23 protein-coding genes are annotated in these 24613 nt (G+C 58.1%); 8 read left to right on the top strand and 15 right to left on the bottom strand.

All coding sequences use genetic code 11. The features are described from left to right. Positions 1-106: 106 nt before the first annotated feature. The 3 genes from MWU51_RS06855 to MWU51_RS06845 form a co-directional block, all read right to left on the bottom strand. On the bottom strand, positions 107-778 hold the full coding sequence (locus MWU51_RS06855; RefSeq protein WP_247035849.1) for a hypothetical protein: 672 nt from the start codon (positions 776-778) through the stop codon (positions 107-109). Between the two features lie 250 nt (positions 779-1028). Then, positions 1029-2045 carry an ACR3 family arsenite efflux transporter gene (gene arsB, locus MWU51_RS06850; protein WP_247035848.1) on the bottom strand — a complete coding sequence of 339 codons (1017 nt, stop codon included), beginning with the start codon at positions 2043-2045 and terminating at the stop codon, positions 1029-1031. Between the two features lie 84 nt (positions 2046-2129). Then, complete coding sequence (locus tag MWU51_RS06845; RefSeq protein ID WP_247038741.1) at positions 2130-3842, bottom strand: extracellular solute-binding protein; 1713 nt, start codon at positions 3840-3842, stop codon at positions 2130-2132. A 466-nt stretch (positions 3843-4308) separates the two neighbouring features. Between MWU51_RS06845 and MWU51_RS06840 the strand changes: the two genes are divergently transcribed. Further along, positions 4309-5094 (top strand): 3-hydroxybutyrate dehydrogenase, encoded by a 786-nt coding sequence (locus tag MWU51_RS06840; RefSeq protein WP_247035847.1) that lies wholly within the window; start codon positions 4309-4311, stop codon positions 5092-5094. A gap of 6 nt (positions 5095-5100) precedes the next feature. Continuing rightward, the gene (locus tag MWU51_RS06835) at positions 5101-6153 is read left to right on the top strand and encodes a patatin-like phospholipase family protein (RefSeq protein WP_247035846.1); all 1053 of its coding nucleotides are present in this window, start codon (positions 5101-5103) and stop codon (positions 6151-6153) included. On the opposite strand, the gene MWU51_RS06830 is transcribed toward MWU51_RS06835, so the two are convergent. Both MWU51_RS06830 and MWU51_RS06825 read right to left on the bottom strand, forming a co-directional pair. Beyond that, a complete protein-coding gene (locus MWU51_RS06830; protein ID WP_247035844.1) occupies positions 6150-6785 on the bottom strand; it encodes a LysE/ArgO family amino acid transporter in 636 nt (211 codons plus the stop codon). The two genes, MWU51_RS06835 and MWU51_RS06830, sit on opposite strands and share 4 nt — an antisense overlap. Continuing rightward, positions 6782-7525 carry a DUF502 domain-containing protein gene (locus MWU51_RS06825; RefSeq protein WP_247035842.1) on the bottom strand — a complete coding sequence of 248 codons (744 nt, stop codon included), beginning with the start codon at positions 7523-7525 and terminating at the stop codon, positions 6782-6784. Before MWU51_RS06825 ends, MWU51_RS06830 begins: the two co-directional genes overlap by 4 nt. Before the next feature lie 197 nt (positions 7526-7722). Between MWU51_RS06825 and ligA the strand changes: the two genes are divergently transcribed. From ligA to MWU51_RS17055, 3 genes are all read left to right on the top strand, one after another. Continuing rightward, positions 7723-9852: an NAD-dependent DNA ligase LigA gene (gene ligA, locus MWU51_RS06820; protein ID WP_247035840.1), complete on the top strand. Its 2130-nt coding sequence runs from the start codon at positions 7723-7725 to the stop codon at positions 9850-9852. Between the two features lie 3 nt (positions 9853-9855). Then, a complete protein-coding gene (gene recG, locus MWU51_RS06815) occupies positions 9856-11946 on the top strand; it encodes an ATP-dependent DNA helicase RecG (protein WP_247035838.1) in 2091 nt (696 codons plus the stop codon). A gap of 133 nt (positions 11947-12079) precedes the next feature. Continuing rightward, complete coding sequence (locus tag MWU51_RS17055) at positions 12080-12202, top strand: hypothetical protein (RefSeq protein ID WP_281502647.1); 123 nt, start codon at positions 12080-12082, stop codon at positions 12200-12202. A gap of 188 nt (positions 12203-12390) precedes the next feature. On the opposite strand, the gene MWU51_RS06810 is transcribed toward MWU51_RS17055, so the two are convergent. Then, complete coding sequence (locus MWU51_RS06810) at positions 12391-12822, bottom strand: iron-sulfur cluster assembly scaffold protein (RefSeq protein ID WP_247035836.1); 432 nt, start codon at positions 12820-12822, stop codon at positions 12391-12393. 71 nt (positions 12823-12893) lie between these two features. Between MWU51_RS06810 and hisI the strand changes: the two genes are divergently transcribed. Then, positions 12894-13253: a phosphoribosyl-AMP cyclohydrolase gene (hisI, locus tag MWU51_RS06805; protein WP_247035834.1), complete on the top strand. Its 360-nt coding sequence runs from the start codon at positions 12894-12896 to the stop codon at positions 13251-13253. Between the two features lie 72 nt (positions 13254-13325). Here the strand turns inward: hisI and gluQRS are convergent, their stop codons facing one another. Genes gluQRS through gyrA form a run of 4 tightly spaced genes read right to left on the bottom strand, consistent with a single transcriptional unit; the run spans position 13326 to position 18717 of the window. Further along, entirely contained in the window at positions 13326-14168 is an 843-nt protein-coding gene (gene gluQRS / locus MWU51_RS06800) for a tRNA glutamyl-Q(34) synthetase GluQRS (protein WP_247035832.1), read from the bottom strand. A 14-nt stretch (positions 14169-14182) separates the two neighbouring features. After that, entirely contained in the window at positions 14183-15529 is a 1347-nt protein-coding gene (trmFO, locus tag MWU51_RS06795) for a methylenetetrahydrofolate--tRNA-(uracil(54)-C(5))-methyltransferase (FADH(2)-oxidizing) TrmFO (RefSeq protein ID WP_247035831.1), read from the bottom strand. 43 nt (positions 15530-15572) lie between these two features. Further along, positions 15573-15962, bottom strand: a complete 390-nt coding sequence (locus MWU51_RS06790) for a VOC family protein (protein ID WP_247035830.1) — start codon at positions 15960-15962, stop codon at positions 15573-15575. 4 nt (positions 15963-15966) lie between these two features. Beyond that, positions 15967-18717 carry a DNA gyrase subunit A gene (gene gyrA, locus MWU51_RS06785; protein ID WP_247035829.1) on the bottom strand — a complete coding sequence of 917 codons (2751 nt, stop codon included), beginning with the start codon at positions 18715-18717 and terminating at the stop codon, positions 15967-15969. A 196-nt stretch (positions 18718-18913) separates the two neighbouring features. Between gyrA and ctaA the strand changes: the two genes are divergently transcribed. Both ctaA and MWU51_RS06775 read left to right on the top strand, forming a co-directional pair. After that, positions 18914-20062, top strand: coding sequence for a heme A synthase (gene ctaA, locus MWU51_RS06780; protein WP_247035828.1), 1149 nt, complete (start codon positions 18914-18916; stop codon positions 20060-20062). 9 nt (positions 20063-20071) lie between these two features. Further along, entirely contained in the window at positions 20072-21550 is a 1479-nt protein-coding gene (locus MWU51_RS06775) for a carboxypeptidase M32 (protein ID WP_247035827.1), read from the top strand. Between the two features lie 432 nt (positions 21551-21982). Here the strand turns inward: MWU51_RS06775 and MWU51_RS06770 are convergent, their stop codons facing one another. The 5 genes from MWU51_RS06770 to MWU51_RS06750 form a co-directional block, all read right to left on the bottom strand. Beyond that, positions 21983-22186, bottom strand: a complete 204-nt coding sequence (locus tag MWU51_RS06770) for a hypothetical protein (RefSeq protein ID WP_247035825.1) — start codon at positions 22184-22186, stop codon at positions 21983-21985. Further along, on the bottom strand, positions 22167-22589 hold the full coding sequence (gene arsC / locus MWU51_RS06765; RefSeq protein WP_247035823.1) for an arsenate reductase (glutaredoxin): 423 nt from the start codon (positions 22587-22589) through the stop codon (positions 22167-22169). Before arsC ends, MWU51_RS06770 begins: the two co-directional genes overlap by 20 nt. Further along, entirely contained in the window at positions 22586-23653 is a 1068-nt protein-coding gene (arsB, locus tag MWU51_RS06760; RefSeq protein WP_247035821.1) for an ACR3 family arsenite efflux transporter, read from the bottom strand. The genes arsC and arsB (MWU51_RS06760) overlap by 4 nt, the downstream gene beginning before the upstream one ends. Continuing rightward, on the bottom strand, positions 23650-24021 hold the full coding sequence (locus MWU51_RS06755; RefSeq protein WP_247035819.1) for a helix-turn-helix domain-containing protein: 372 nt from the start codon (positions 24019-24021) through the stop codon (positions 23650-23652). The genes arsB (MWU51_RS06760) and MWU51_RS06755 overlap by 4 nt, the downstream gene beginning before the upstream one ends. A 61-nt stretch (positions 24022-24082) precedes the next feature. Beyond that, positions 24083-24610, bottom strand: a complete 528-nt coding sequence (locus tag MWU51_RS06750; RefSeq protein WP_247035817.1) for a ricin-type beta-trefoil lectin domain protein — start codon at positions 24608-24610, stop codon at positions 24083-24085. Between the last annotated feature and the right edge of the window lie 3 nt (positions 24611-24613).

Below are 24613 nucleotides of genomic sequence, written 5' to 3'. Positions count from 1 at the left end.
CAGGAATTTTGACCTTATATCATAACACCAGTGGATCACCTCCCTAACCAATCATGCAGCGATGCATCCGAAAAACTGTTCAGCGTCTTCGCCATACCGCTTAAAATCACCAAGTCGGAAGCGGCAACATATGAGGTGCATGTTTACTCAAGTAACTCACGCTTGCCGATCTCAGTCGTGCAACACCGTCGATCTTTGCAAACTCATCGTGCAACTCCAGTGCGCGCCTTCTCAGATTGTCATAAAGTGTCTCGTCCTCCGGCATGTTACGTTGGCTGAACTCTGGGTGGCAAACAATGTTACGCACTAGAACAACTTCTTCCAAAACTTTTGAAATGTCTGTGAGGTTGAGCGTTTGAGAAACTTCGACCCAACCGGCCACTTCTTTTTCGCTCCGATACTCCATTTCCAGCTGATAAATGAGGTCATGTTCTGTGCTGCTAAAGAGTATCTCTATGGGCACGATGCAGTCGATGATCTTGTCTGCCAATGACTTCGTGCGAATGGTGCCGGTTTTGGTCAATTCCAACGCATCGGCATAGGTGAATTCACCCTCTAATTGCCCTTGTGTGCGCAGTCTCTTTATCTTGCTTCGAGCTCGGTGGCCCTCAAAACCGCCTCCTATCCGAAACTGTTGATATCGTGAGTACAGCCACGCTCCTATCAACAGCACACAGCCCGCAAGAAGCATGGCCAATAACGCTTTGCCCGCCGGCCCAAGGACACCAAGTTCCCCAAGATATTCCCAAAAATCGTCTATAGAACGATAGCCTCTCATCCTTGGCCTCCGATTGCCGAATGATATGCGAACAGAGTGGGCACTCTGATTTGATTAACGCTCTTAGTGGTCGCAGAGATTTATGGCGGAGATATGTCGCAATCAGCAACAAATATGGCTAGGCTGATCGCGTTTCAGAACGTGCTGAGTTACGAACGTTCAATAGATTTGCGACATCGTGCAATTAGGGCTCTAAGTTGACATACATCTAATTTAGAACACTCTAACTTCCAACCGCCCCATCAATGCCTCACCTCGGGAACCAATGCCGGGTCCGGTTTGCAATCGCGACGAGCGAAAGCATCACCGGTACCTCGACCAGCACGCCGACCACGGTTGCCAGCGCCGCGCCAGAATTCAGGCCGAACAGCGAAATGGCGACTGCAACGGCCAGTTCAAAGAAGTTCGACGTGCCGATCATGCAGGCCGGGGCCGCAATGTTGTGGGGCAGTTTCATTGCGCGCGCGGCACCATAGGCGATGGCAAAAATACCGTAGGTCTGGATCAGTAGCGGGATGGCGATCAAGACGATGGCCAGCGGTTGGGCCAGAATGGTTTGCGCCTGAAAGCCGAACAGAAGCACCACGGTGGCCAGAAGGCCGATGACGGACCAGGGTTTCAGGTGGGAAAGGAATGCCTCTACCTGTGCCTCGCCCGATTGCATCAGGCGATGGCGGGTCCAGATCCCGGCGGCAAGGGGCAACACCACGTAAAGCACGACCGACAGAAGTAACGTTTGCCACGGCACCGTCACGTCGCTGATCCCAAGAAGAAACGCAGCAATCGGGGCAAAGGCAAAGATCATGATCACGTCATTCACGCTGACCTGCACCAGCGTATAGGCCGGATCGCCCTTGGTCAGTTGGCTCCAGACAAAGACCATGGCGGTGCAGGGGGCGACACCAAGCAGGATCATGCCCGCGATATACTCGCTGGCGGTATCCGGGTCGACCAGCCCGGCAAAGAGCACCCGGAAGAACAGCCAACCCAGCGCGGCCATGGTGAAGGGCTTGATCAGCCAGTTGATCACCAGCGTCAGCACCAGCCCCTTTGGACGGCGCCCGATATCCTTGATCGAGGCGAAATCAACCTGAACCATCATCGGATAGATCATGATCCAGATCAGCACCGCGACCACCAGGTTGACGCTGGCGATCTCGCCCCCGGCGATCAGCGCGAACAGGCTGGGGGCCGTGTTTCCCATCACAACGCCCGCCAGGATGCACAGCGCCACCCAAAGCGACAGATACCGCTCAAACAAGCCCATCGGATGCTCCTTGTTCCCCGTGCCGCACGTGGTTAGCCCGGTTTTGTGACAGGGCCGTAACGCGGAAGCGGGGAGTGGGCAAGCCTATTCTTCGTACCACCAAATTTCAGGCTGGAAGCCAAGATAGTCGCCATACATCGGCACGCGCTCGGGGTATTTCAGCTCTTTTACATGGGCGATGTGTGACAACTCGGTATAGCCCAGTGGGATGACGTAACGCCCCGCAGTCAACACGCGGTCCAGCGCCTTGGTGGCGGCGCGAAAATCGTCCTGACCCTTGGCGTTCAGCATGGAGTCTATTAGACCGTCAATGGCGGCGCTTTTGACACCCATCCAGTTGCGGGTGCCTTCCTTATCTGCGCTTTCCGATCCCCAATAGAGCTTTTGTTCGTTACCGGGACTGAGCGACAGGCCGCGCCAGTAATAGGCCATGTCGAAATCGAACGCATTGGTCCGTTCCTTGTACTGCGCACTGTCGATCGAGGTGATCGTGGGCGTGATGCCAAGGCGCTCCAACGCACTGGCAAACATGTCGATCTCTTGCCGGTTTTCGGATGATCCGCTGTTCAGCAAAATTTCGAATGTAAACGTCTGGCCATCCGCGTTTTTCATTTCGCCGTCCTGAACGGTCCAGCCAGCTTCTTCCATCAAGTCCATCGCGCGGCGCAACCCGTCTCGGTTGCGGGCCGACCCGTCGGAAACGGGTAGGGCGTATCCTTCAACCGCGCCGTCGGGCAGATCATCATATTGCATGAGTATATCGCGCACGAGACCTTCGGCCGGTTTGCCGGGTTCCATACCCAATACCGAGTTGTGGAAATAAGACAGGATGCGTTTCTTGGCCCCGGCGTTCAGGCTTTGATTGATGAACTCGAAATTGAACGCGTGGATCATCGCATCCCGCACCCGGATATCGGCAAACGCCGGACGGCGGGTGTTCATCACATATCCCATGATGCCGGTGGGCCGCTGGTGGGGGATGTCGGACAGGACGATATCACCCGACTGGACGGCGGGAAAATCGAACTGGGTCGCCCATTTCTGAAGGTTGGTTTCACGGTGGGTGGTGGCTTCGCCAGCCTTGAACGCCTCGAAGGTCACGTCGCCGTCACCGTAGTAGTCGAACCGGATCTCGTCCAGATTGGCTTGCCCCTTCATGAAGGGCACATCCTTGCCCCAATAGTCGGGGTTCCGTTTCAGGGTCAAATAGCGGCCGGGTTCGAAATCGCCGATCACGTAAGGCGATGATCCGATCGGGATCACATCAATGCCGGAGGCTTCGAAGTCCTTTCCCTCCCACTGCGCCTTTTTCAGAATAGGTCGCATCCCGAGAATCAGTGGCAATTCGCGATCCTCGGTGTTGAAGGTGAACCTGACCGACCGCGGACCGGTCTGCTCCATCGTTTCGACCTTCTGCCACGCCCCATGATATCGGGGATGGCCAAGCGTGCCGAGCACCTCGTAAGACCACATCACATCTTCGATGGTCAGGGGGCTTCCGTCGGAAAACTGGGTGCCTTCGCGCAGAGTGTATTCAACCCAAGTGCGTTCGTCATTTGTCTCGACCGATTCGGCCAGAAGGCCATAAAGCGTGAACGGCTCGTCGTAACTGCGGCCCATAAGGCTTTCAAAGAGCATAAAGCGCAATTGCCACGGCGCGCTGCCTTTACGGATCGCCGGATGCAGCGAATCATAGCTTCCGGCTTCGGCAAAAATGATCTTGCCGCCCTTGGGCGCATCGGCGTTCACATGGGGCAGAGACACAAAATCCGGTGGAAGGACAGGGTCGCCATACATAGCTATGCCATGTTTGGGCTCGGCATACCCGGTTTGTGCAGCGAAAACCGAGAGCGTTACCGCCCCGATCAACCTGCGAAACGTAATTTTGGGGGCTGCTCTCATCAACGTCATTTTCCTTCACGTCCCTCATTTGATTTAGGGAAACATTAGAGGCGTAAAATAGTCTTTTCAAACTTTTAGCTTGGAACGCGGCGCTTGACCGCTTATAAAGGGGTCACTGCTCGATAGGTTTCTTGCCTGTATGAAACCTGCCTCAATAACTTAACGCCCGCTTCGTGCGGGCGTTTTTTTTATGGCTGAGAACCGGTTGAATTTGTGGTGGGACCGCAAAAGAGAATCGGTGTTATGGAACTGTCACAAAACCAACCTTTCAGACATGCCAGAACACGGGTGGGAAACCACTGGCGCGCAAAAGACATTGGGCTATGCTGCGTCGCAACAATAGTTTCTGAAAGGGATCACCATGGCCATCACAACATCGCTGGACGGCAAGACCGCTGTTATCACCGGATCAAATTCGGGCATCGGGCTGGGGATTGCGCGCGAGATGGCACGGGCGGGGGCGGATGTTGTTCTTAACTCGTTCACGGACAACGACGAAGACCATGCGCTGGCCGCCGATATTGCCAATGAATTTGGCGTCACCGCGCGCTATATACAGGCGGATATGTCGAAAGGTGATCAATGCCGCGCGTTGATCGAAAAAGCTGGGCGGTGCGATATCCTGATTAACAATGCAGGCATTCAGCACGTCGCCCCCGTTGACGAATTTCCGACCGAGAAATGGGATGCCATCATCGCAATCAACCTGACTTCGGCATTTCACACTACCGCTGCAGCTCTGCCGATAATGCGCAAAGCCGGGTGGGGGCGTGTGATCAACATCGCTTCGGCACATGGATTGACGGCGTCACCCTATAAATCCGCCTATATCGCGGCCAAGCACGGAATTGTCGGTCTGACCAAGACGGTCGGGTTGGAAACTGCCGAGGATCCGATCACCAGCAATGCGATATGTCCCGGTTATGTGTTGACCCCGCTGGTCGAGGCGCAAATCCCCGATCAGATGAAGACTCACAATATGGGCCGGGACGAGGTCGTGCGCGATGTCATGCTGGCCCGCCAGCCATCGAAAGAGTTTGCAACGGTCGAACAGATGGGCGGTACGGCGGTCTTCCTGTGTTCGGATGCTGCAGCACAGATCACCGGCACCACTATCTCGGTCGATGGCGGCTGGACAGCACTGTAATCAGGTATGGCAAAGTCAAAACGCATTAACCTGGCCCTTCAGGGTGGGGGTGCCCATGGCGCCTTCACGTGGGGCGTTCTGGATCGTCTGCTGGAAGACGAAGAAATTGAGATTGCGGGCATTTCCGGCACGTCCGCCGGTGCGCTGAACGGTGCAGCCCTGAAGGCCGGGTTGGTCGCGGATGGAAAAGGGCAGGATCGGGACACCGCGCGCGCCAATCTGGATGACCTTTGGCACAAAGTAGCCGGTGTGCATGATTTGCGTCTGACTTCGTGGTTTGCGCAGTTTGCCCCGCAGAACGAGTTGATCAATCAGGCGTTTCAAGCGTCACCGATGTTCATCTGGGCCGATATGGCAAGCCGTGTGGTCAGCCCCTATGCCTATGGACCGTTCTACAGAAATCCGCTGCGCGATATCGTTGCGACCTTCGATTATGACAAAGTCTGCGCCGATATTGGACCGCGCCTGCATGTCTCGGCGACAAATGTGCGCACCGGCAAGATACGCGTCTTTGGCGGGGACGAGATCAGCTCCTATACGATCCTGGCCTCGGCCTGCTTGCCCACTGTGTTTCAAGCGGTCGAAATGGTCGATCCGAAAACCGGTACGGACGAAGCGTTTTGGGATGGTGGCTATACCGGCAATCCGGCGTTGTTTCCGCTGTTCGACCCTGCTCTGCCCGCCGACATCGTGGTGGTGAACATCAATCCCCTATATCGACACGACGTTCCCCGAAACGGCGCGGATATCCAAAACCGGATCAACGAAATCAGCTTCAATTCATCGCTACTTCGTGAATTGCGCGCGATCAACTTCGTAAAGCGACTGATTGCAGCGGGGCAGTTGTCATCCGGTCAGATGCGCGATGTGCTGGTGCACATGATTTCGGATGACGACCTGATGCGCGACCTCAGCACGGCCACCAAACTCGTGCCATCTTCAATCACGTTGCATCGCCTGAAAGATGCAGGCCGGGCGGCGGCGGATGCTTTCCTGTCCTCCCATCGCGGTGATCTGAACAATCGAGGCACTGTCGATCTGGAAGAGATGTTTGGCTAGCCGATTGATCCCGAAACAACGCCTTTGATCAGCCCCGCCGCGATGATCCACATGGTCAGTCCGATCACGACATCCAACACCCGCCACGCACCGGGTTTTTGCATGATCGGCGCCAGCAATCTTGCGCCATAGCCCAGCGAGAAGAAAAACACGAAGCTGGAGGTCACTGCACCACCGCCGAAGGCTAGCCGCTGCGTCCAATCAGCAAATGAGGTCGAGATAGCGCCAATCAGGCCAAGCGTGTCCAGATAGACATGTGGATTGGCCCATGTGAAGGCGGCGGCAATAGCGATCACAGCGCCCAGTGAACGGGACTTACCCGCAATCTCCATTGCGTAAGTGCCTTTTAAGGCTGCCAGAAATCGCATCGCACCATAAACGATCAGAAAGCCAGCCCCCGCCAGCGCCATGATCAAAGGCAAGCGGGGCCATGCCTCGACCAATGCGCCAAAGCCAAGCACTCCTGCAGCGATCAGCAGAGCATCAGAAGCGGCACAGAACAGACACAGCCAGAAGACGTGCTGGCGCAATAGGCCTTGCCTTAGTACAAAGGCGTTTTGCGCGCCGATGGCAAGGATCAAGGAGAATCCAGTCGCGAAACCGGTCAGTGCGGGTGCGGCCAATCCGATCATTCAGGCTTTAATTCAAGGGGTTGCGAGGGGTTCTTCCCGTTTGGATAGACCAGTCCCGCAGAAATTACCAGCTTTGCCGCATCCTCGACCGTCATGTCCAAAGAGATCACGGAATGGCGTGGCACGAACAAAAGAAAGCCTGATGTGGGGTTCGGAGTGGTTGGCAGAAAGACCGAGATGATGTCTTCGTCGACCGGGATCCGCTTATCGATTTCACCTTTTGCCTTGGTCGAGATGAAAGCGATGGCCCAGATCCCTTTGCGGGGATATTCGACCAGACAGGCCTTGTCGAACTTGGTTTCGGTCGATTGGCTGAAAATGGTTTCCGCAATCTGTTTGATGCCATTGTACAGCGACCGCACAACTGGCATCCGATCGACAAGGCTTTCGCCCCAGGCAAGGAACGACCGTCCGATCAGCCCTTTGGCGATCCAACCGACAAACACGGTGAACATAAGAAACACCACGACGCCCAGCCCGCGCACGTTGATGCGCACATCTTCGCCAAACAGCATTTTGAACCATTCGCTGTCGCCGAAAAATGTGTTGATCAAGGCGTCGGGATGGTACCGGGCGGGCACGAAAGGTAGCACCCAGCTGTCGATCCAGCCCACAAAGGTCCAGATCATCCACATGGTCACGGCAATCGGCACCACAACAACAAGCCCCGCAAGGAAGTTGTTGCGCAGCCCTGCAAATGGGCGCCGCTTGCGCTTCGTGTGGTCGTCGTGGTTGTTCATGAAAACCCGTTCCCCGGTGTTACTGTGCGAAACTTAGGCACTGTGCGGGGCGTCGGCAATAGGGGACAGCCGGTCATTCCGATGAATCACGCGGTTTTCAAGGGGCTGAGGCATTTTCCTGAACCAAAAGCCCCGCATCGGGGCTGGACGGGGCGCGAGGGGGGGCCTATCAAATTGAAAACAGGTGTGGGGGAGCCATGCGCGCGATAGCCGAAACAGACGTTGAAGACCTGACCGAGGCAGCAGCCCGCGATGAACTGACCCGATTGGCCGACATTCTGACAGCTGCCAACCGCGCCTATCACGCTGAAGATGCGCCGACGATTTCAGACGCCGAATACGATGCGGCCAAGCGGCGCAATGCGGCTATCGAGGATCGGTTTCCGCATCTGAAACGCTCGGACAGCCCCACCGAACAGGTAGGCGCAACCCCGTCCGAAGGGTTCGGCAAGATCACTCACGAAGTGCGGATGCTGTCGTTGGGCAATGCGTTTTCAGACGAAGACGTGACCGAGTTCGATGTTCGAATCCGATCATTTCTTGGGCTGGGCGGCGATGCCGCGCTGGCTTACACGGCAGAACCGAAGATTGACGGGCTGTCGCTGTCGATCCGCTATGAAAAAGGACGGCTTGTCCATGCGGCTACGCGCGGTGACGGCGCGGTCGGAGAGAAAGTCACCGAGAATGCACGGACTGTTACAGATATCCCCGAAACTCTGAGTGGGGCACCCGATGTGCTGGAAGTGCGGGGCGAGGTCTATATGTCCCACGATGACTTCGCTGCCTTGAATGCGCGGCAGGCCGAACGGGGTGGCAAGACTTTCGCGAATCCGCGTAATGCCGCTGCCGGATCACTGCGCCAACTGGACGCAAAGATCACCGCAGACCGCCCGCTCCGGTTCTTTGCCTATGCCTGGGGAGCCTTGAGCGCGCCGCTGTCCGACACCCAGATGGGCGCGGTTGAACGGCTGGCGCAACTGGGATTTCAGACCAATCCATTGACTCAGAGGTTCACCGAGTTGGACGCGATGCTCGCCCATTACCACGCGATTGAAGAACAGCGCGCGACGTTGGGCTATGACATCGACGGGGTGGTTTACAAGGTCGACGATCTTGGTCTGCAAGCGCGGCTTGGGTTCAGGTCGACCACGCCGCGATGGGCGATTGCGCACAAGTTTCCCGCCGAACGCGCCTGGACCCGCTTGGAAGCCATCGACATTCAGGTGGGCCGCACCGGCGCGCTCAGCCCGGTGGCGCGGCTCACGCCTGTCACGGTCGGCGGGGTGGTGGTGTCGAACGCCACCCTGCACAACGAAGATTACATCGCAGGGCGTGACAACACGGGCGCGGTGATCCGGGATGGCAAGGATATCCGTGTTGGCGACTGGGTCGAGGTCTATCGCGCCGGTGATGTGATCCCCAAGATCTCGGATGTGGACCTGACAAAGCGGCCTGAAGACCCGCAGCCCTTTGCCTTTCCGCAGACCTGCCCTGAATGCGGATCGGACGCCATCCGCGAAGAAGGCGACGCGGTGCGCCGCTGTACAGGCGGGATCATCTGCCCCGCGCAAGCGGTTGAGAAACTGAAACATTTTGTCAGCCGCGGGGCGTTTGACATCGAAGGTCTGGGCGCCAAACAGATCGAGATGTTCTATCACGACGACACGCTGCCCATCCGCGAACCCGCCGATATTTTCACGCTGGCCGCGCGCGACAAGGGCAACCTTGCGCGGTTGAAAAACCGCGATGGCTGGGGCGACAAAAGCGCCGAGAACCTATTTGCGGCGATTGAAGAACGCCGCGTAATCCCCTTGAATAAAGTTATTTTCGCACTTGGTATTCGTCATGTGGGGGAAAGTGTAGCCAATCTGCTGGCCCGCCACTATGGCACGTGGGAGGTGTTCGAGGCTGCCATCACCGCCGCCCAACCCAGCACGCCGGAATGGGACGATCTGGTGTCCATCGACGGGGTCGGCGCGGTCATGGCCGGGTCGTTGGTCGCGGCGTTCTCACAAGACGCTGAGCGCGCCTCAATCGACCGGCTGGTGACGGAACTCGACGTGCAGCCCGTCACCGCGCCCAAGACCGACGGCAGCCCCGTCGCGGGCAAGGTCGTGGTGTTCACCGGCACGCTGGAAAAGATGACCCGCGCCGAAGCCAAGGCGCGGGCCGAGGCGTTGGGGGCGAAGGTCTCTGGCTCGGTCTCAAGCAAGACCGACCTGTTGGTGGCAGGACCGGGGGCCGGGTCGAAGGCCAAGAAAGCCGCTGTTCTTGGGGTCAAAACCATCGACGAAGACGGCTGGTTAACCTTGATCGGGGACGCGTGAGCCATGGCAACCCGGCCCGAGATTCTGTTTCCCCTGTTTGCCGAACTGGAAACCCTTGGCGGGATTGGAGAGAAAACCGCCAAGGCTATGGAAACACTGGGCATTGAACGGCCGCGCGACCTTCTGTTCTGGCTGCCGCACGCAGGCATCGACCGCAAATTCCGCGCCTCGGTCACCGAGGTGCAGCCGGGCGACATGGCCACGGTCGAGATCGAAGTGGTGCAGCACAGGCCGGGACGCACAAAAACCGCGCCTTACAGGATCGAAGTGCGCGACGCACTGACGACGTTTGAGCTCGTGTTCTTTCACGCGAATGGCGCATGGCTTGGCAAACAACTGCCGGAAGGTGCGACGCGTGTGGTGTCGGGCAAGGTCGAAAGCTTCGACGGCAAGCTGCAAATCGTCCATCCCGATTACATCGTGCCCCCGAAAGACGCCGCCAGCATTCCAGATTTCGAACCGGTGTATCGCTTGACAGCCGGTGTAACCGGACGGGTGATCGCCAAGGGGGTGGGCGAGGTTTTGACGCGGCTGCCCGTTCTGAAAGAATGGATCGACCCGGAATTGAAGGCGCGCGAACATTGGCCCGACTGGCATATGGCACTCAGGGTGGCCCATGCGCCCGAGGGGGCGGACGATCTGTCACCGCAATCGCCTGCGCGTCGCCGGCTGGCCTATGACGAGTTTTTCGCCCATCAACTGACGCTGGCGCTGGCGCGTGCAAAGGTGCGGCGCAGCAAAGGGCGGGTCAGCGTGGGCACGGGCGACTTGCAGGCCAAGGTGCTGGCCGCTTTGCCCTACAAACCAACCGTCGCCCAGACCCGCGCGGTGGAAGAGATCAGCGCCGATCTGGCCTCGGGCAAGCGGATGAACCGGCTGTTGCAGGGCGATGTGGGGTCGGGCAAGACACTGGTCGCGCTATTGGCGCTGCTGGTCGCGGTCGAGGCCGGCGGGCAGGGCGTCATGATGGCCCCCACCGAAATTCTGGCCCGTCAACATCTGGAAGGGCTGCGCCCGCTGGCCGATGCCGCAGGCGTCGTGGTCGAGATCCTGACCGGGCGCGACAAGGGGGCCGAGCGACGCGCCAAGCTTGAGGCGCTGGCCAAGGGCGACATTCACATTCTGGTCGGTACCCATGCGGTGTTCCAGAAAGACGTGGAATTTCATGACCTTCGGTTGGCCATCGTGGATGAACAGCACCGGTTTGGCGTCTCGCAACGGATGGAGCTGGGGGCCAAGGGACAGGCCGCTGACGTTCTGGTGATGACCGCCACGCCCATTCCGCGCAGCCTCGCGCTGGCGCAATATGGGGATATGGATGTCTCGGTCCTGGATGAGAAGCCACCCGGGCGCAAACCGATCAAGACGGTTCTGGTGTCTTCTGGCCGGATCGACGAGGTGGTTGAACGCCTGCGCCGCGCGATGGCCGATGGCGCGCAGGCTTACTGGGTCTGCCCGTTGGTCGAAGAAAGCGAGGTCATGGACCTGACCGCCGCCGAGGAACGGTTCAAATATCTGCGCGCGACCTTGGGCGAAGGCATCGTGGGCATGGTCCATGGCCAGATGCCGCCTGCGGAAAAAGACGCGGCAATGGCGGATTTCGTCGCGGGCAAGACCAAGCTGCTGGTCGCGACAACGGTAATCGAAGTCGGGGTGGACGTGCCCAATGCCTCGATCATGGTGATCGAACGGGCCGAGCACTTCGGGCTGGCGCAACTGCACCAGTTGCGCGGGCGCGTGGGGCGGGGGCAGGCGGCTTCGACCTGCCTGTTGATGTATCAGCCACCCCTGACTGAAGGCGGCGAGAAACGGCTGGCGGTGATGCGTGACACCGAGGATGGCTTCGTGATTTCCGAAGCCGATCTGGAGATGCGCGGGGCGGGCGACGTGCTGGGCACGGCGCAATCCGGTCTGCCGCGCTTCTGGGTCGGTGATCTGGAACATCAGGCGGGGCTGATGGCTGTGGCACAGAAAGACGCGCGGCTGTTGCTGCAACAAGACCCGGACTTGACCACGCCACGGGGGCACGCAGCGCGCGTGCTTTTGTGGCTGATGCGACAGGACGAAGCGATTCGTTTGATTTCAGTGGGTTAAGGGCTTTGTTCACAAAAGTTCACAAATGTTCTTAAAAAGTTCTTTACAGGCGGGTTAGGAATATGCGAACAAAAGGGCAACAAAAGGATGGCAGCGCGAAGATGCCACCAGAGTAGAGAGCAGGAGTTGATCCATGTTGAATGACGTGAAAACCGCATTGGCCCGTTCGTCCGCCACCATTTGGCAGGATGCAATAGGGGGTATGTCCCTGCTTGTCGTGCTGTTTGGCGCGCTGCATCTGCCGGGGGTGATCTGACCCCAAACCAAGTTTCTGCCAGCTCAGGGTCCGGACTTAGCATCATGTCCCAATATCGATGCGTCCAGACGGTTCACTGCCCGTCGCCTGTCCCTCGTTTCGGTGCTTCTGCCTCATTCCTGCACCCGAACGGATTATCCCGAGCCGCAACTGTCGCCGCCTCCCTGCCAGGAGTGCGGCGGTTTTTTTTATGAGGCGTCGATCGCGTTGAGCGTGGCGTCAAAAGGTAAAAGGATCGAGGCGTGGCGGTTTTTAAAATCACGAGCTGGAAGCAGAACTTCGTATCCATCGAAAGGGGCAGAAGGAACGGGGCCGTTCTTTGTCAGCATCGCATGCAACGCGTCGCGGCCCTGTTGTAACGTCGTGCGGTCAAGCCCGATCACGACCTTGCCAAGAACGGCGGCCGACGCCTGACCCAGCGCGCAGGCTTTTACGTTCTGTGCAAAACGGGAAACTTTTCCATCGGCCAGTGCCAAACCGACCGTCACGGTTGAGCCGCACAGCGGAGAGCGGGCTTTGGCCTCGCCCTCGGCGTCTTCAAGGGTGCCTAGATGAGGAATTTCCGTGGCCAAGGCTAGGATTTGTTTTGAATAGAGTTTGATAAGGTCGCTATCGCTCATTCGTCCTGCCTTTTCCGCAGCGGTATCCCGGTCTACATAGGGTGTGGGTAGGAGATTGGAAAGGACAGGCCATGAAATTCGATACAGGAAGTTTGAAATTTGACGATAAAGAACTGATACCTGCCATTGCACAGGATGCAGAAACAGGGGATGTGTTGATGATGGCCTGGATGAATGCCAAGGCTGTGGAACGTACACTTTCGACAAAACGCGTCACTTATTGGTCGCGCTCGCGGCAAGCGTTCTGGGTGAAGGGCGAAACATCAGGCCATGTGCAGGAATTGGTCGAATTCTGCTTCGATTGTGACCGCGATTGCCTGCTTGTGAAGGTCCGGCAGACCGGGCCAGCCTGTCACACAAACCGGCGCAGTTGTTTCTATACATCTGTCCAGGACGGGGATGAAGTAGAGATCATGGCGCCCATGATCTGAGCTTTGCACTGGGGGTTTTGCACCCCCAGACCCCCGCAGGATATTTTTCAGCCAGAAGAAACAGAGATGCGGTCAGAGACCAACCATCTTGCGAATGTCGAAAGGTGACTTTCCGTCGTCCCGGTAGGTTGAGATGGCACGGGCGTCATCCCGTTTGGCAAGCCGCTTGCCATCTTCATCCCTGATCAGCCGGTGGTGATGATAGGTGGGCACCGGTAGGTTCAGAAGGGTGAGCAGGATCACTTGAATGGCGGTAAAGTCGAACAGGTCTTCGCCACGGATCACATGTGTGATGCCTTGTGCGGCGTCGTCGATGGCTGATGCAAGGAAATAGGCAATGATGTCTTCGCCCTTGCGCGACAGGACCACATCTCCGATTTTCTGCACAGCTTGATCGGGGTCGATCAGGTGGATGCCTTGATGTTTAACACCTGTCTCGTGAAAAGTCGGAAGGGCATTGGCCTGCAGGGCCAACGCGCGGTTAAGGTGTAGGCGCAGCGCGTCACCGGGCTTTCGGTCGGACATGGCGCGGGTTTTGCAAGTGCCGGGATAGACCTCGTGCGGGTGGCCCTCCTGCGGGGCAGTGAGGGCGGCGCGTATGTCGGCGCGGCTGCAGGAGCAGGGGTAGAGAAGGTCGCGTGCTTCCAACTGAGCGAGATAGGTGTCGTAGGAGGTGAGCTGTTCGGATTGGCGCAGCACTGGTCCATCCCAATTGAGATCCAGCCAGATCAGATCCTTGCGGATCAGGGCGTCCCATTCGGGTTTGCTGCGTTGCAGGTCCGTATCCTCCATTCGTAGACGGAACTGACCCTGGGCTGCGCGCGCCATGTCGTGACACAGCATCGCGGAATAGGCATGGCCTAGATGCAGTGGTCCGGTGGGGCTGGGTGCAAATCGTGTAATGAATTCCGTCATATGCACCCAGAACTTTATGCGTGATTTCCAAGCCAGTCGACCCATGCGGCCTTGGCGCGATCAGTATAGGCCTTGTAGCGATCTTTGCGCCCGCGCCGCCCGCCTTTCAGCCCGTCGACCGGGCGAAACAGCCCGAAATTGACATTCATCGGTTGAAAGGATTTTGCCTCGGCCCCGCCGGTGATGTGATGGATCAGCGCGCCCATGGCGGTGTCCTGCGGCACATCGGGCAGGTCCAGCCCCAGCAGCTCGGCGGCGGCCAGACGCCCTGCCAGAAGACCCATAGCTGCACTTTCCACATAGCCCTCGACCCCTGTCACCTGACCCGCGAAGCGAAGGTTGGGGCGCGATTTCAAGCGCATCTGGCTGTCGAGCAGGGTGGGCGAGTTCATGAACGTATTGCGATGGATTCCGCCCAAACGTGCAAAGGATGCGTTCTCCAGACCGGGGATCATTTTGAACACGTCGGTCTGTGCGCCGTATTTCATCTTTGTCTGAAATCCGACAATATTATACAGTGTTCCCAATGCGTTATCACGGCGAAGCTGAACCACCGCATAGGGTTTGTCTTCTGGCTTATACGCGTTGGTCAAACCGACTGGTTTCATTGGACCAAATCGAAGGGTTTCACGGCCGCGCTCAGCCATTACCTCGATTGGTAGGCAGCCGTCGAAATAGGTGGCGGTTTCGCCGTCGTGAAACTCGGTTTTGTCAGCAGTGAGAAGCGCGTCGATAAACCCCTCGTACTGTTCTTTGGTCATCGGGCAGTTCAGGTAAGCCTTTTGCTCTGCTTCCGTCTCGCCCTTGTCATAGCGCGATTGCGCCCAAACCACGTCCATGTCGATGCTGTCTGCATAGACAATAGGGGCGATGGCGTCGAAAAAGGCCAATCGGTCGGTGCCGGTTTCGCGCGCAATCGCTTCGCCAAGCGCGGGTGAGGTCAGGGGACCTGTGGCGAAAATCCAATGCCCGTCTGTTGGCAACGTGCTGATCTCGCCATATTCGACGCGCACATTTGGCAAGGCGCGCAGCTTTTCCGTCACGTATTGCGCGAACGCTTCGCGATCCACGGCAAGCGCACCACCAGCAGGCAAGCGGTTCTGATCGGCGCTGGACATGATCAGCCCATTTGCCTGGCGCATTTCCCAGTGCAGAAGCCCGACCGCGTTTTGTTCGTCATCATCCGAGCGAAACGAGTTCGAACATACCATCTCAGCAAAATCGCCGGTCTGATGGGCGAAGGTTTCAACCTTTGGTCGCATTTCATGCAGGACCACGTCCACGCCCATATGTGCGGCTTGCCATGCGGCCTCGGACCCGGCCATGCCGCCGCCCACGATGTGCAATGTTTTGTCAGTCATGGGGTGCAGATAGGCGATCATCGAGCCAAAGGGAAGGGCAGGATTACGGCTTTGGTTGTATTAAATCCCATGGGTTGCCGTGCAGATCCTCAAACACCACAACCTTGCCATACGGCTCGTCGCGAGGAGCTTCACGGAAGGTGACGCCCTGCGTCCGTATATGCGCAACCATCGCGTCGAAATCATTGGTAAACAGGAAGTGGCCGACGCGACCGCCCGCCTGTTTACCAATGAATTTTACTTGTTCGCCCGCGGCCTTGGCAATCAGAAAGGCGGTGTCTGCATCAGAAGTCGGGGCCATGCGCACCCAACGTTTGCCGCCGCCCATGTCGGTATCTTCCAGCAGCTCGAACCGCAATACATCGCGGAACCAAGCAATCGCACGGTCATAGTCATCTGTCAGGAAGGCAACCAGAGCCAAACGGTTTGCCACGGGATCAGCTTTCGCTGCCCGTGGCGTCGTTTGTCTCGCTTTCGCTGTCTTCATCCTCGGATTTTTCGGCGATCCGAGCGACCGACACGACCTCTTCCCCTTTGCCGGTGTTGAACACTTTGACGCCGCCAGCCCCGCGCGAACGGAAGCTGATGCCGTTGACCGGGCAGCGGATCGACTGGCCTTTCGAGGTGGCCAGCATGATCTGGTCGTCGATCTCAATCGGGAAGCAGGCGATGATCTCACCGCCTTTCATGGCAGCCACACCCTGGCCGCCACGTCCGCTGACGCGGTAGTCATGGCTGGAATTGAGGTTGCCGATGCCACCCTTGTTGATCGTGACAAGAAGATCGTTTGCCGCAAGCATTTCCTGATAGCGTTCTTCGGGCAAATCGCCTGAAATCTCACCGTTTTCCTCGTCAGCGGCGTCACTGCCCAATTCAGTCCGGAAACGTCTGATGAAGGCTGTGCGTTCGTCAGGAGTAGCTTCAAAATGGCGGATAACCGAAGCCGAGATGACCTCATCTCCGGCGTTTACAAGCTTGATCCCGCGCACACCGGTTGAGGAGCGCGAATTGAACACACGTACATCGGTCACTGGGAAACGAATTGCGCGCCCGCCAGAGGTGACCAGCATCACGTCATCATTCTCGTCACAAATCCGGGCATTGATCAGGCGGGTTCCTTCGTCATCGCCCTCAAACTTCATCGCGATTTTGCCATTGCGCATCACGTTGGTGAAATCTGACAGACGGTTGCGGCGCACCGAACCTTTGGAGGTAGCGAAGACGATTTGCAGGTCGTCCCAATCCTTTTCATCCCGGTCGACGGGCAGGATAGCGGCGATCGAAACCCCCGTGGGGATCGGAAGGATATTGACCAATGGCTTGCCTTTGGCGGTCCGGCCACCCTGCGGCAGGCGCCAGGTCTTCAGCTTGTACGCCATGCCGTCATCTGTGAAGAACAAAAGCTGCGTATGCGTATTGGCGACAAACAGCGTTGTGATTGCGTCCTCATCCTTGGTCTGCATTCCCGACAGACCTTTGCCACCGCGTTTTTGCGCGCGGAAATCGGCCAGTGGGGTTCGCTTGGCCCAACCGCTAGCGGTGATGGTCACAACCATGTCTTCGCGTTCGATCAGATCTTCGTCGTCCATGTCACCGGACCAGTCGACGATCTCGGTCCGGCGTGGCACGGCGTAAGCTTCCTTCACCTCGGTAAGCTCGTCCGAAATAATCGCCATGATGCGCTCACGCGACCGCAGAATATCCAAGTAATCTCTGATCTTTGCGGCAAGGTCTTGAAGTTCGTCTGTGACCTCTTTCACACCCATGGCAGTCAGACGCTGCAGGCGCAACTCTAGGATCGCGCGGGCCTGTGTTTCAGACAGGTTATAAGTCCCGTCCTCGTTCATCTTGTGGGTTGGATCATCAATGAGCTGGATGTATTCCGCGATGTCATGGGCGGGCCAGCGACGTTCCATCAGCTTGGCGCGGGCATCTGCCGGGTCATGCGACGCACGAATGGTTGCCACAACTTCGTCCACATTGGTGACGGCCACGGCCAGACCGCACAGCACATGGCTGCGCTCACGCGCCTTGCGCAGTTCAAACGCCGTGCGACGTGTGACAACTTCTTCACGGAAGCTAATGAAATAGCTTAGAAAATCGCGCAAGGTCAGCTGTTCGGGGCGACCGCCGTTCAGGGCCAGCATGTTGCAGCCGAACGAGGTTTGCATCGGCGTGAAGCGGAACAGTTGGTTCAACACGACCTCTGGTGTCGCGTCGCGCTTCAACTCGACCACCACACGAACCCCGATCCGGTCGCTTTCATCCTGAACGGCTGAAATGCCTTCGATCCGCTTGTCACGCACAAGTTCAGCGATCTTTTCGATCATCGTGGCCTTGTTCACCTGATAGGGAATTTCATCCAGCACGATAGCGTAACGGTCCTTGCGGATCTCTTCGATCCGGGTCTTGGCACGCATGATGACGCTGCCACGCCCTTCCAGATACGCCTTTCGCGCACCGGACCGGCCCAGCATGATACCACCTGTCGGGAAATCGGGGCCCGGCACATACTCCATCAGCCCCTCAGACGTCAGGTCCGGGTTTTCGATCAGCGCGAGCGTGGCGTCTACGACCTCTCCCAGATTGTGGGGCGGAATATTGGTGGCCATACCAACCGCAATACCACCTGCGCCGTTGACCAGCATGTTCGGGAAACGAGCAGGCAGGACGGTCGGCTCAAGGTCTTTGCCGTCGTAATTGTCTTGAAAATCGACTGTATCTTTTTCGATATCCGCCAGAAGCGAGGCGGCAGGCTTGTCCATCCGCACTTCTGTGTATCGCATGGCGGCGGCATTATCGCCGTCCATCGAGCCAAAGTTCCCCTGACCATCCAAAAGCGGCAGAGACATGGAAAACGGCTGCGCCATCCGTACCAACGCGTCATATATCGCTGAATCGCCGTGTGGGTGATACTTCCCCATCGTATCGCCAACTGGGCGGGCCGATTTTCGATAGGGTTTGTCGTGCGTGTTGCCCGTCCCGTACATCGCATAAAGAATACGCCGGTGAACGGGTTTCAGACCGTCGCGCAGATCAGGAATTGCCCGGCTGACGATCACGCTCATCGCATAATCGAGATAGGAGGTCTTCATCTCCTCTTCGATCGAGATCTGGGGACCGTCGTAATGGGGTCGTTCAGGCGGCAATTCGCCTGTCTGCTCAGGGGGTTCTGGGGTGTCTGTCACGTTGTCCGCCGTTTTGGTGCGTTTCACACTATATCTAGTTCGGGAAACTATATCATCGGCCTGATGGCAGGGGCAACCGAAAGGACTGGATTTGTCCCGGAAACCAGCGGAATTTCACGGATTTTCTTAGGGCTTGCCCCCTTGGCAATCTTGACCAAGTAAACGAGTATCGCGCGAAAGCCTATGGGAGAGCCGAATGTCCAAACCCCGCAGCATTTTTGAAGAAGTCAGTGACGACAGCACCGCGTCGCGCACCGCGCCAAAAGCGGGCGCGATTGAACGGGGTTCAGGCGGAGGCGCGTCGCGTGGGGCCGTGCGCTTGTGGCTGATGCTTCTGTTTGCGTTGGTCGCGATGATGGTTGTCGTTGGCGGGCTGACACGGCTGACGGATTCGGGTCTGTCGATCACCGAATGGGCGCCCATTACCGGAGCGATGCCACCGATGAATGACGCCGATTGGGTGACGGAGTTTGAGAAGTACCAGCAAATTCCAGAATTCAAGTTGCAAAACACCGGCATGGACGTCGCCGAGTTCAAATCCATCTATTGGTGGGAATGGGGTCATCGTCAGTTGGGTCGGTTCATTGGCCTGGTCTGGGCGGTTGGTTTCTTTGGCCTTTTGGCTGCACGGAAGATCCCCAATGGCTGGACTGGGCGGTTGTTGTTTCTAGGCGCGCTTGGTGGCGCGCAGGGGGCAATCGGCTGGTGGATGGTGTCTTCTGGCTTGTCAGGGGATCGCGTCGATGTCGCGTCCTACCGTCTGGCCATACATTTGGGGTTGGCCTTTGTCATTTTGGGGCTGATCGCGTGGTATGTACTGATGCTGGGCCGGAAAGAGGCGAGCCTGATGGCCGCGCGTCGCGGGCGCGAGGCAAAATTGTTCGGGATGAGCACTGGTCTTATGCATCTGGCGCTGTTGCAGATACTTCTGGGCGCGTTGGTTGCCGGGATTGACGCGGGCCGCAGCTTTGTTGATTGGCCGTGGATGGCAGGTCAGTTCTTCCCGCCTGATGCGTTTGACCTTTCCCCGATCTGGCGCAACTTCTTTGAAAACGCGGGGCTTGTGCAATTCATGCATCGGATCACTGGCTATCTGCTGTTGGTCTTCGCCATTGTCACGTGGCGCGTTTCGCGGCGGTCAGGCAACCAGATGGTTCGGTCGGGTTTCACCCTTGCCACGTTAATGGTGCTGGGTCAGGTGGTGCTGGGCATCACCACGGTCTTGCAGGCCTCACCCCTGCATGTGGCGATTACCCATCAAGTTGGCGCGATCCTGACTTGGGTTTTGATCCTGAACGCGCGTTTCCTGGCTGGTTATCCCGCCGAGCAATCCATTCGTAAATGAGGGTGACAGATGACAGCTTTTGACGAGTTGATGAGGTTTCAGCGCGACACGCAGGCGCTGGCCGAAATCGCAGGTCGCCTTGGTTGGGATCAGGAAACCGTTATGCCCGAAGGGGCTGCGCCACAACGGGCCGAGGAAATGGCGGCTATTGAAAACGTGCTGCATGCGCGGCGGATAGATCCCAAGATTGCTGATTGGTTGGGGTCGATTGAATCCAGCCAATTGTCCCCTGCTGATGCGGCCCAGATACGGGAAATCAAACGGGCACAGGCACGTGCATTGAAGGTGCCGGTGGATTTGTCGATGGCAATCGCCCGTGCCACCTCGGCGGCGCAACGCAAATGGGCGGATGCGCGAGCCAAGGATGATTTCACCGCTTTTTGCCCTGTGTTGGAGGAAATCGTTGCGCTGCGGAGGGAAGAGGCCGCCGCCCTAGCAGATGGCGGCGATCTTTATGACGCATTGCTGGATGACTACGAACCCGGTGCATCGGGTCAGGACATTCAAACGATGTTTGACGCGATGCGTCCCCGATTGGTCAAGCTGCGGAATGCGGCACTTGGATCAACCCACCAGCCCGAGAAGGTGATCGGCACCTATCCGTCAAAAAAACAGATGAAGCTGTCTGCCAAGTTGGCGCGCACCTTTGGCTATGACCTGACCCATGGGCGGATCGACAAGGCGGTGCATCCGTTCAGTTCCGGTTCCGGTTTGGACGTGCGTATCACCACCCGCACCAGCGAAACCGATCCGTTCAACTGTTTCTATTCCACCATCCACGAAGTCGGCCACGCTTGTTACGAACAGAATGTCGACCGCGCCTATTTGCTTACACCGATCGGGCGCGGAGCGTCGATGGGAGTTCATGAAAGCCAGTCACGGATATACGAAAACCAGCTTGGCCGCTCGCGCGCCTTTTCGGCGTGGCTTTTTGATCGCATGCACCGCCGCTTTGGCTATGCGCCTGCCAGCGATGCGGATACCTTCTATGGCACGGTGAATCGGCTGGAAAAGGGCTACATCCGCACGGAATCGGACGAAGTGCAGTATAATCTGCATGTGATGCTGCGTTTCGATCTGGAGCGTCGCCTGATCGCGGGCCAGTTGGACGTCGCCGATCTTGAAGAGGCTTGGAATGCACGTTTCGTGGCCGATTTCGGATACGAGATCGACCGCGCCTCAAACGGAGTATTGCAGGATGTGCATTGGGCGGTGGGTCTGTTTGGCTATTTCCCGACCTATAGTCTTGGCAATGTCTATGCAGGCTGTCTACACGCGGCCTTGCGCAACGACCGACCCGATCTGGATGCGCAACTGGCACAGGGCAACGCGACCTATGCGACCAACTGGCTGCGCGCCAACGTCCAGCAGCACGGCGCGCTTTATGCGCCGCAAGAAGTGATCGAACGCGCAACCGGAAGGCCAGTCTCGGTCGAACCACTGCTGTCCTATCTGGAAGCGAAGTTTGGCGAGATTTATCGGATATGATGCGAGAGGCCTAAAAGAGTTAGCAATGTGCAGTTCGGGGCTTGGCGACTACGAGTCTATGGCGGCTGCGCGGACAAAGCGGACCAATGCAGCTGCGGCTATTGCTAACGCAGAACCCCGCAGGGGCGGCGTAGGTGTCGCCGATACGCAGCAAGCGTCGCCAGCGCCGCCATTCAAAGCCAGTCTGACGGGTGAAATTGGGGCCGCACATTCGCCGCAACCGGGACCAACAAACGAGGCGCGGTTATGGCGACATTTCGCTTCAGTCGCGCTGATCTCAGTTTTGACGACCTGGCAGTTCGATCATGTTGTCACGGGTGGGCGGCGCAAACGTCTTCAACGCTTCAATAACTTCGACCATCCGGTCATAGATCGGCGAGGGTTTCATGCGGCCCGCATCTTCAAACTGTGGGAACGACGTGGGGTCGAGGACTAGTTCCGGATGGTCAGACGGCGCATCCAGCTGCCGCTGACCGGCATGTTGGCCAGCGTCTTGCCCTGTGCCGAGCGTACGCCGCCGAGCAGTTGGATGTGCGGGAGATGTGTCGCTCGCGCGGGTGAGAACAGGCGGTCCGTGTCGACGGTGTGGGAATGCGCCTCTTCTATGTTCGGGGTGTCAGCCAATGCGATTGCCATCCGCGTCGATCAGCGGCGTGCCGTCCTCTTTCGACATCGGGCCGGGTGGCAGCCGGTCAAGCAGGTCGAGGACGGTTTCACTGGGGCGGCAGAGCCGGACCCCCTTTGGCGAGCAAACGATCGGGCGATTGACCAAAACAGGGTGGACCAGCATCGAGGCGAGCAAGGTTTCGTCATCAACAGATGGATCGAGCAGCCCCAGTTCATCGGCAGGGGATTTCGTTGTCCGCAACGCCGTGCGTGGCGTCAGGTCGGCGGCGGCGTACAGTGCCTGAAGCTGCGGGCGGGTCCAGCCGGTTTGAAGGTATTCGATGACCACGGGCGTCTCGCCCGACGCTTCGATAATCGCCAGCACATTGCGCGAGGTGCCGCACTCGGGGTTGTGGTGAATGACGATGCTCACGACGCATTTCCATCCTTCGGAAACCAATGCTGGGTCCGGTTGGCGAAGGCGACGAGCGAGAGCATCACTGGCACTTCAACCAGCACGCCAACGACGGTGGCCAAGGCAGCGCCCGACCCCAGTCCAAACAGGCTGATGGCGACGGCGACGGCCAGTTCAAAGAAGTTCGACGTGCCGATCAGTGCGCAGGGGGCGGCCACGTTGAATGGAATGCCCCAGGCCCGTGCCGCGCCATAGGCCACGAAGAAAATGCCGTAGGACTGGATGAGCAGCGGTACCGCGATAAGCGCGATGACAAGCGGGCGGTCGAGGATGACTTCGCCCTGAAACCCGAAGAGCAGCACCACTGTCACCAGCAGCCCGATGATCGAGAACGGTTGCACACGGGATTTGAAAGCGTCGACGGCCGCTTCGCCGTCCTTGGCCACAAGGTTCCGGCGGGTGACATGCCCGGCCAGCAGCGGCAGCATGACGTAAAGGCCGACCGACAGCAGCAGCGTGTCCCACGGCACGACGATATCCGTGACACCCAACAGGAACGCAACGATGGGCGCAAAGGCGAAGACCATGATCACGTCATTCACGCTGACCTGCACCAGTGTATAGGTGGCATCGCCCCGCGTGAGGTTCGACCAGACGAAGACCATCGCGGTGCAGGGCGCGGCCCCCAGCAGAATGACCCCCGCTAGATAGGCCTGTGCATCGTCCGGCGGGATAAGCCCCGCGAAAACGTAATTGAAGAACAGCACGCCAAGGGCGGCCATCGTGAAGGGCTTGATCAGCCAGTTGACCACCAGCGTCACGACCAGCCCCTTTGGCTTGTCGCCGACCTGCCGCAACGCGCCGAAATCGACGCCGACCATCATCGGGTAGACCATGGCCCAGATCAGAACTGCCACGGGCAGGTTCACCGAGGCAACCTCGAGCGAGGCCAGCAAAGAAAAGACGCCGGGAAAAAGATTGCCCAGAAGTAATCCCGCGCCGATGGCCAGTGCGACCCAGACGGACAGCCCGCGTTCGAAGGTTCCCAGACCCGCATTTGCGGGGATCGATGTATCGGTCATGTGAGGTTTTCGGTTCTTGTTAGGTCAAGTTGGGGCTCGCAAACACAGGCGAGTTCATTGATGGCAGGTTGGCAAATCTCGGGGCGTCCGCCGCAGCAGTCCTCCATCAGGAAGGCCAGCAGCCCGCGCATTCCTTCCATGTCAGCGAAGTAGCGGATGGTGCGCCCTTCGCGAACGCTGTGGATCAGGCCGGAACGGGCCAGAACGCCCAGATTGGTCGACATTGTGTTCTGGCGAACCCCAAGGGTGTCGCTGATGTCACCCGCCGACATACCCGCCTCCCCGGCCTTGACGAGCAGGCGGAAGACATCGAGACGAGTCGACTGGCTGAGGGCCGCGAAGGCGTCGAGCGCGTGTTTCTTATCCATACTTCTTGAAGTATTGATACATAGAGGGAGGGTCAAGGCCCTTGGGTCGCAATCAGGCCTGTCAGTCTCCGGCGGTCCGGTGGCTCCATGTCTGGTAGGCCGTACTGTCTTCACTGCACGCCTCAAGCGACAGCGCCTTGATCTGGTTGGTGTCGCTGCGGCCTGAGCGCGTGTCCTCGCCCAATGTCAGGCACATGTCGGCGGCGTTGGCGGGGGTGATGGTGCCGTCGCCTGAGAAGGCAAAGGTCTGTTCGGCGCTGCCGTCGCATTCGGCAAGACCAATTGCCGAACCAGCTTCCATTCCGGCGACTTCGACACAGACATCGAACTCGGGCATATAGAGAACACCTTCGGCGAAGCCTTCGCTATCAAAGCCCTGATCAACAAAGATTTCGCCCGAGGGGCTGTAGCAGGTATGCCCTTGCACGCCGTTTGCAGGATCGGCCTGCGCCCCCTGTCCGCCGGAGATGTCGATACAATAGCCGTTCTGCGTGTTGTCGAGCAGGTCGATCGCGTAGATTTCGACGGTCTCTGCATGGACCATGGAGGCTGTCAGCAGAAGTGCGGCAGATGTTGCGAATTTGAGCATTGG

The sequence above is a fragment of the Aliiroseovarius sp. F47248L genome (assembly GCF_023016085.1).
Taxonomy (GTDB): domain Bacteria; phylum Pseudomonadota; class Alphaproteobacteria; order Rhodobacterales; family Rhodobacteraceae; genus Aliiroseovarius.
This window is presented reverse-complemented; position numbering and strand designations above follow the sequence as displayed.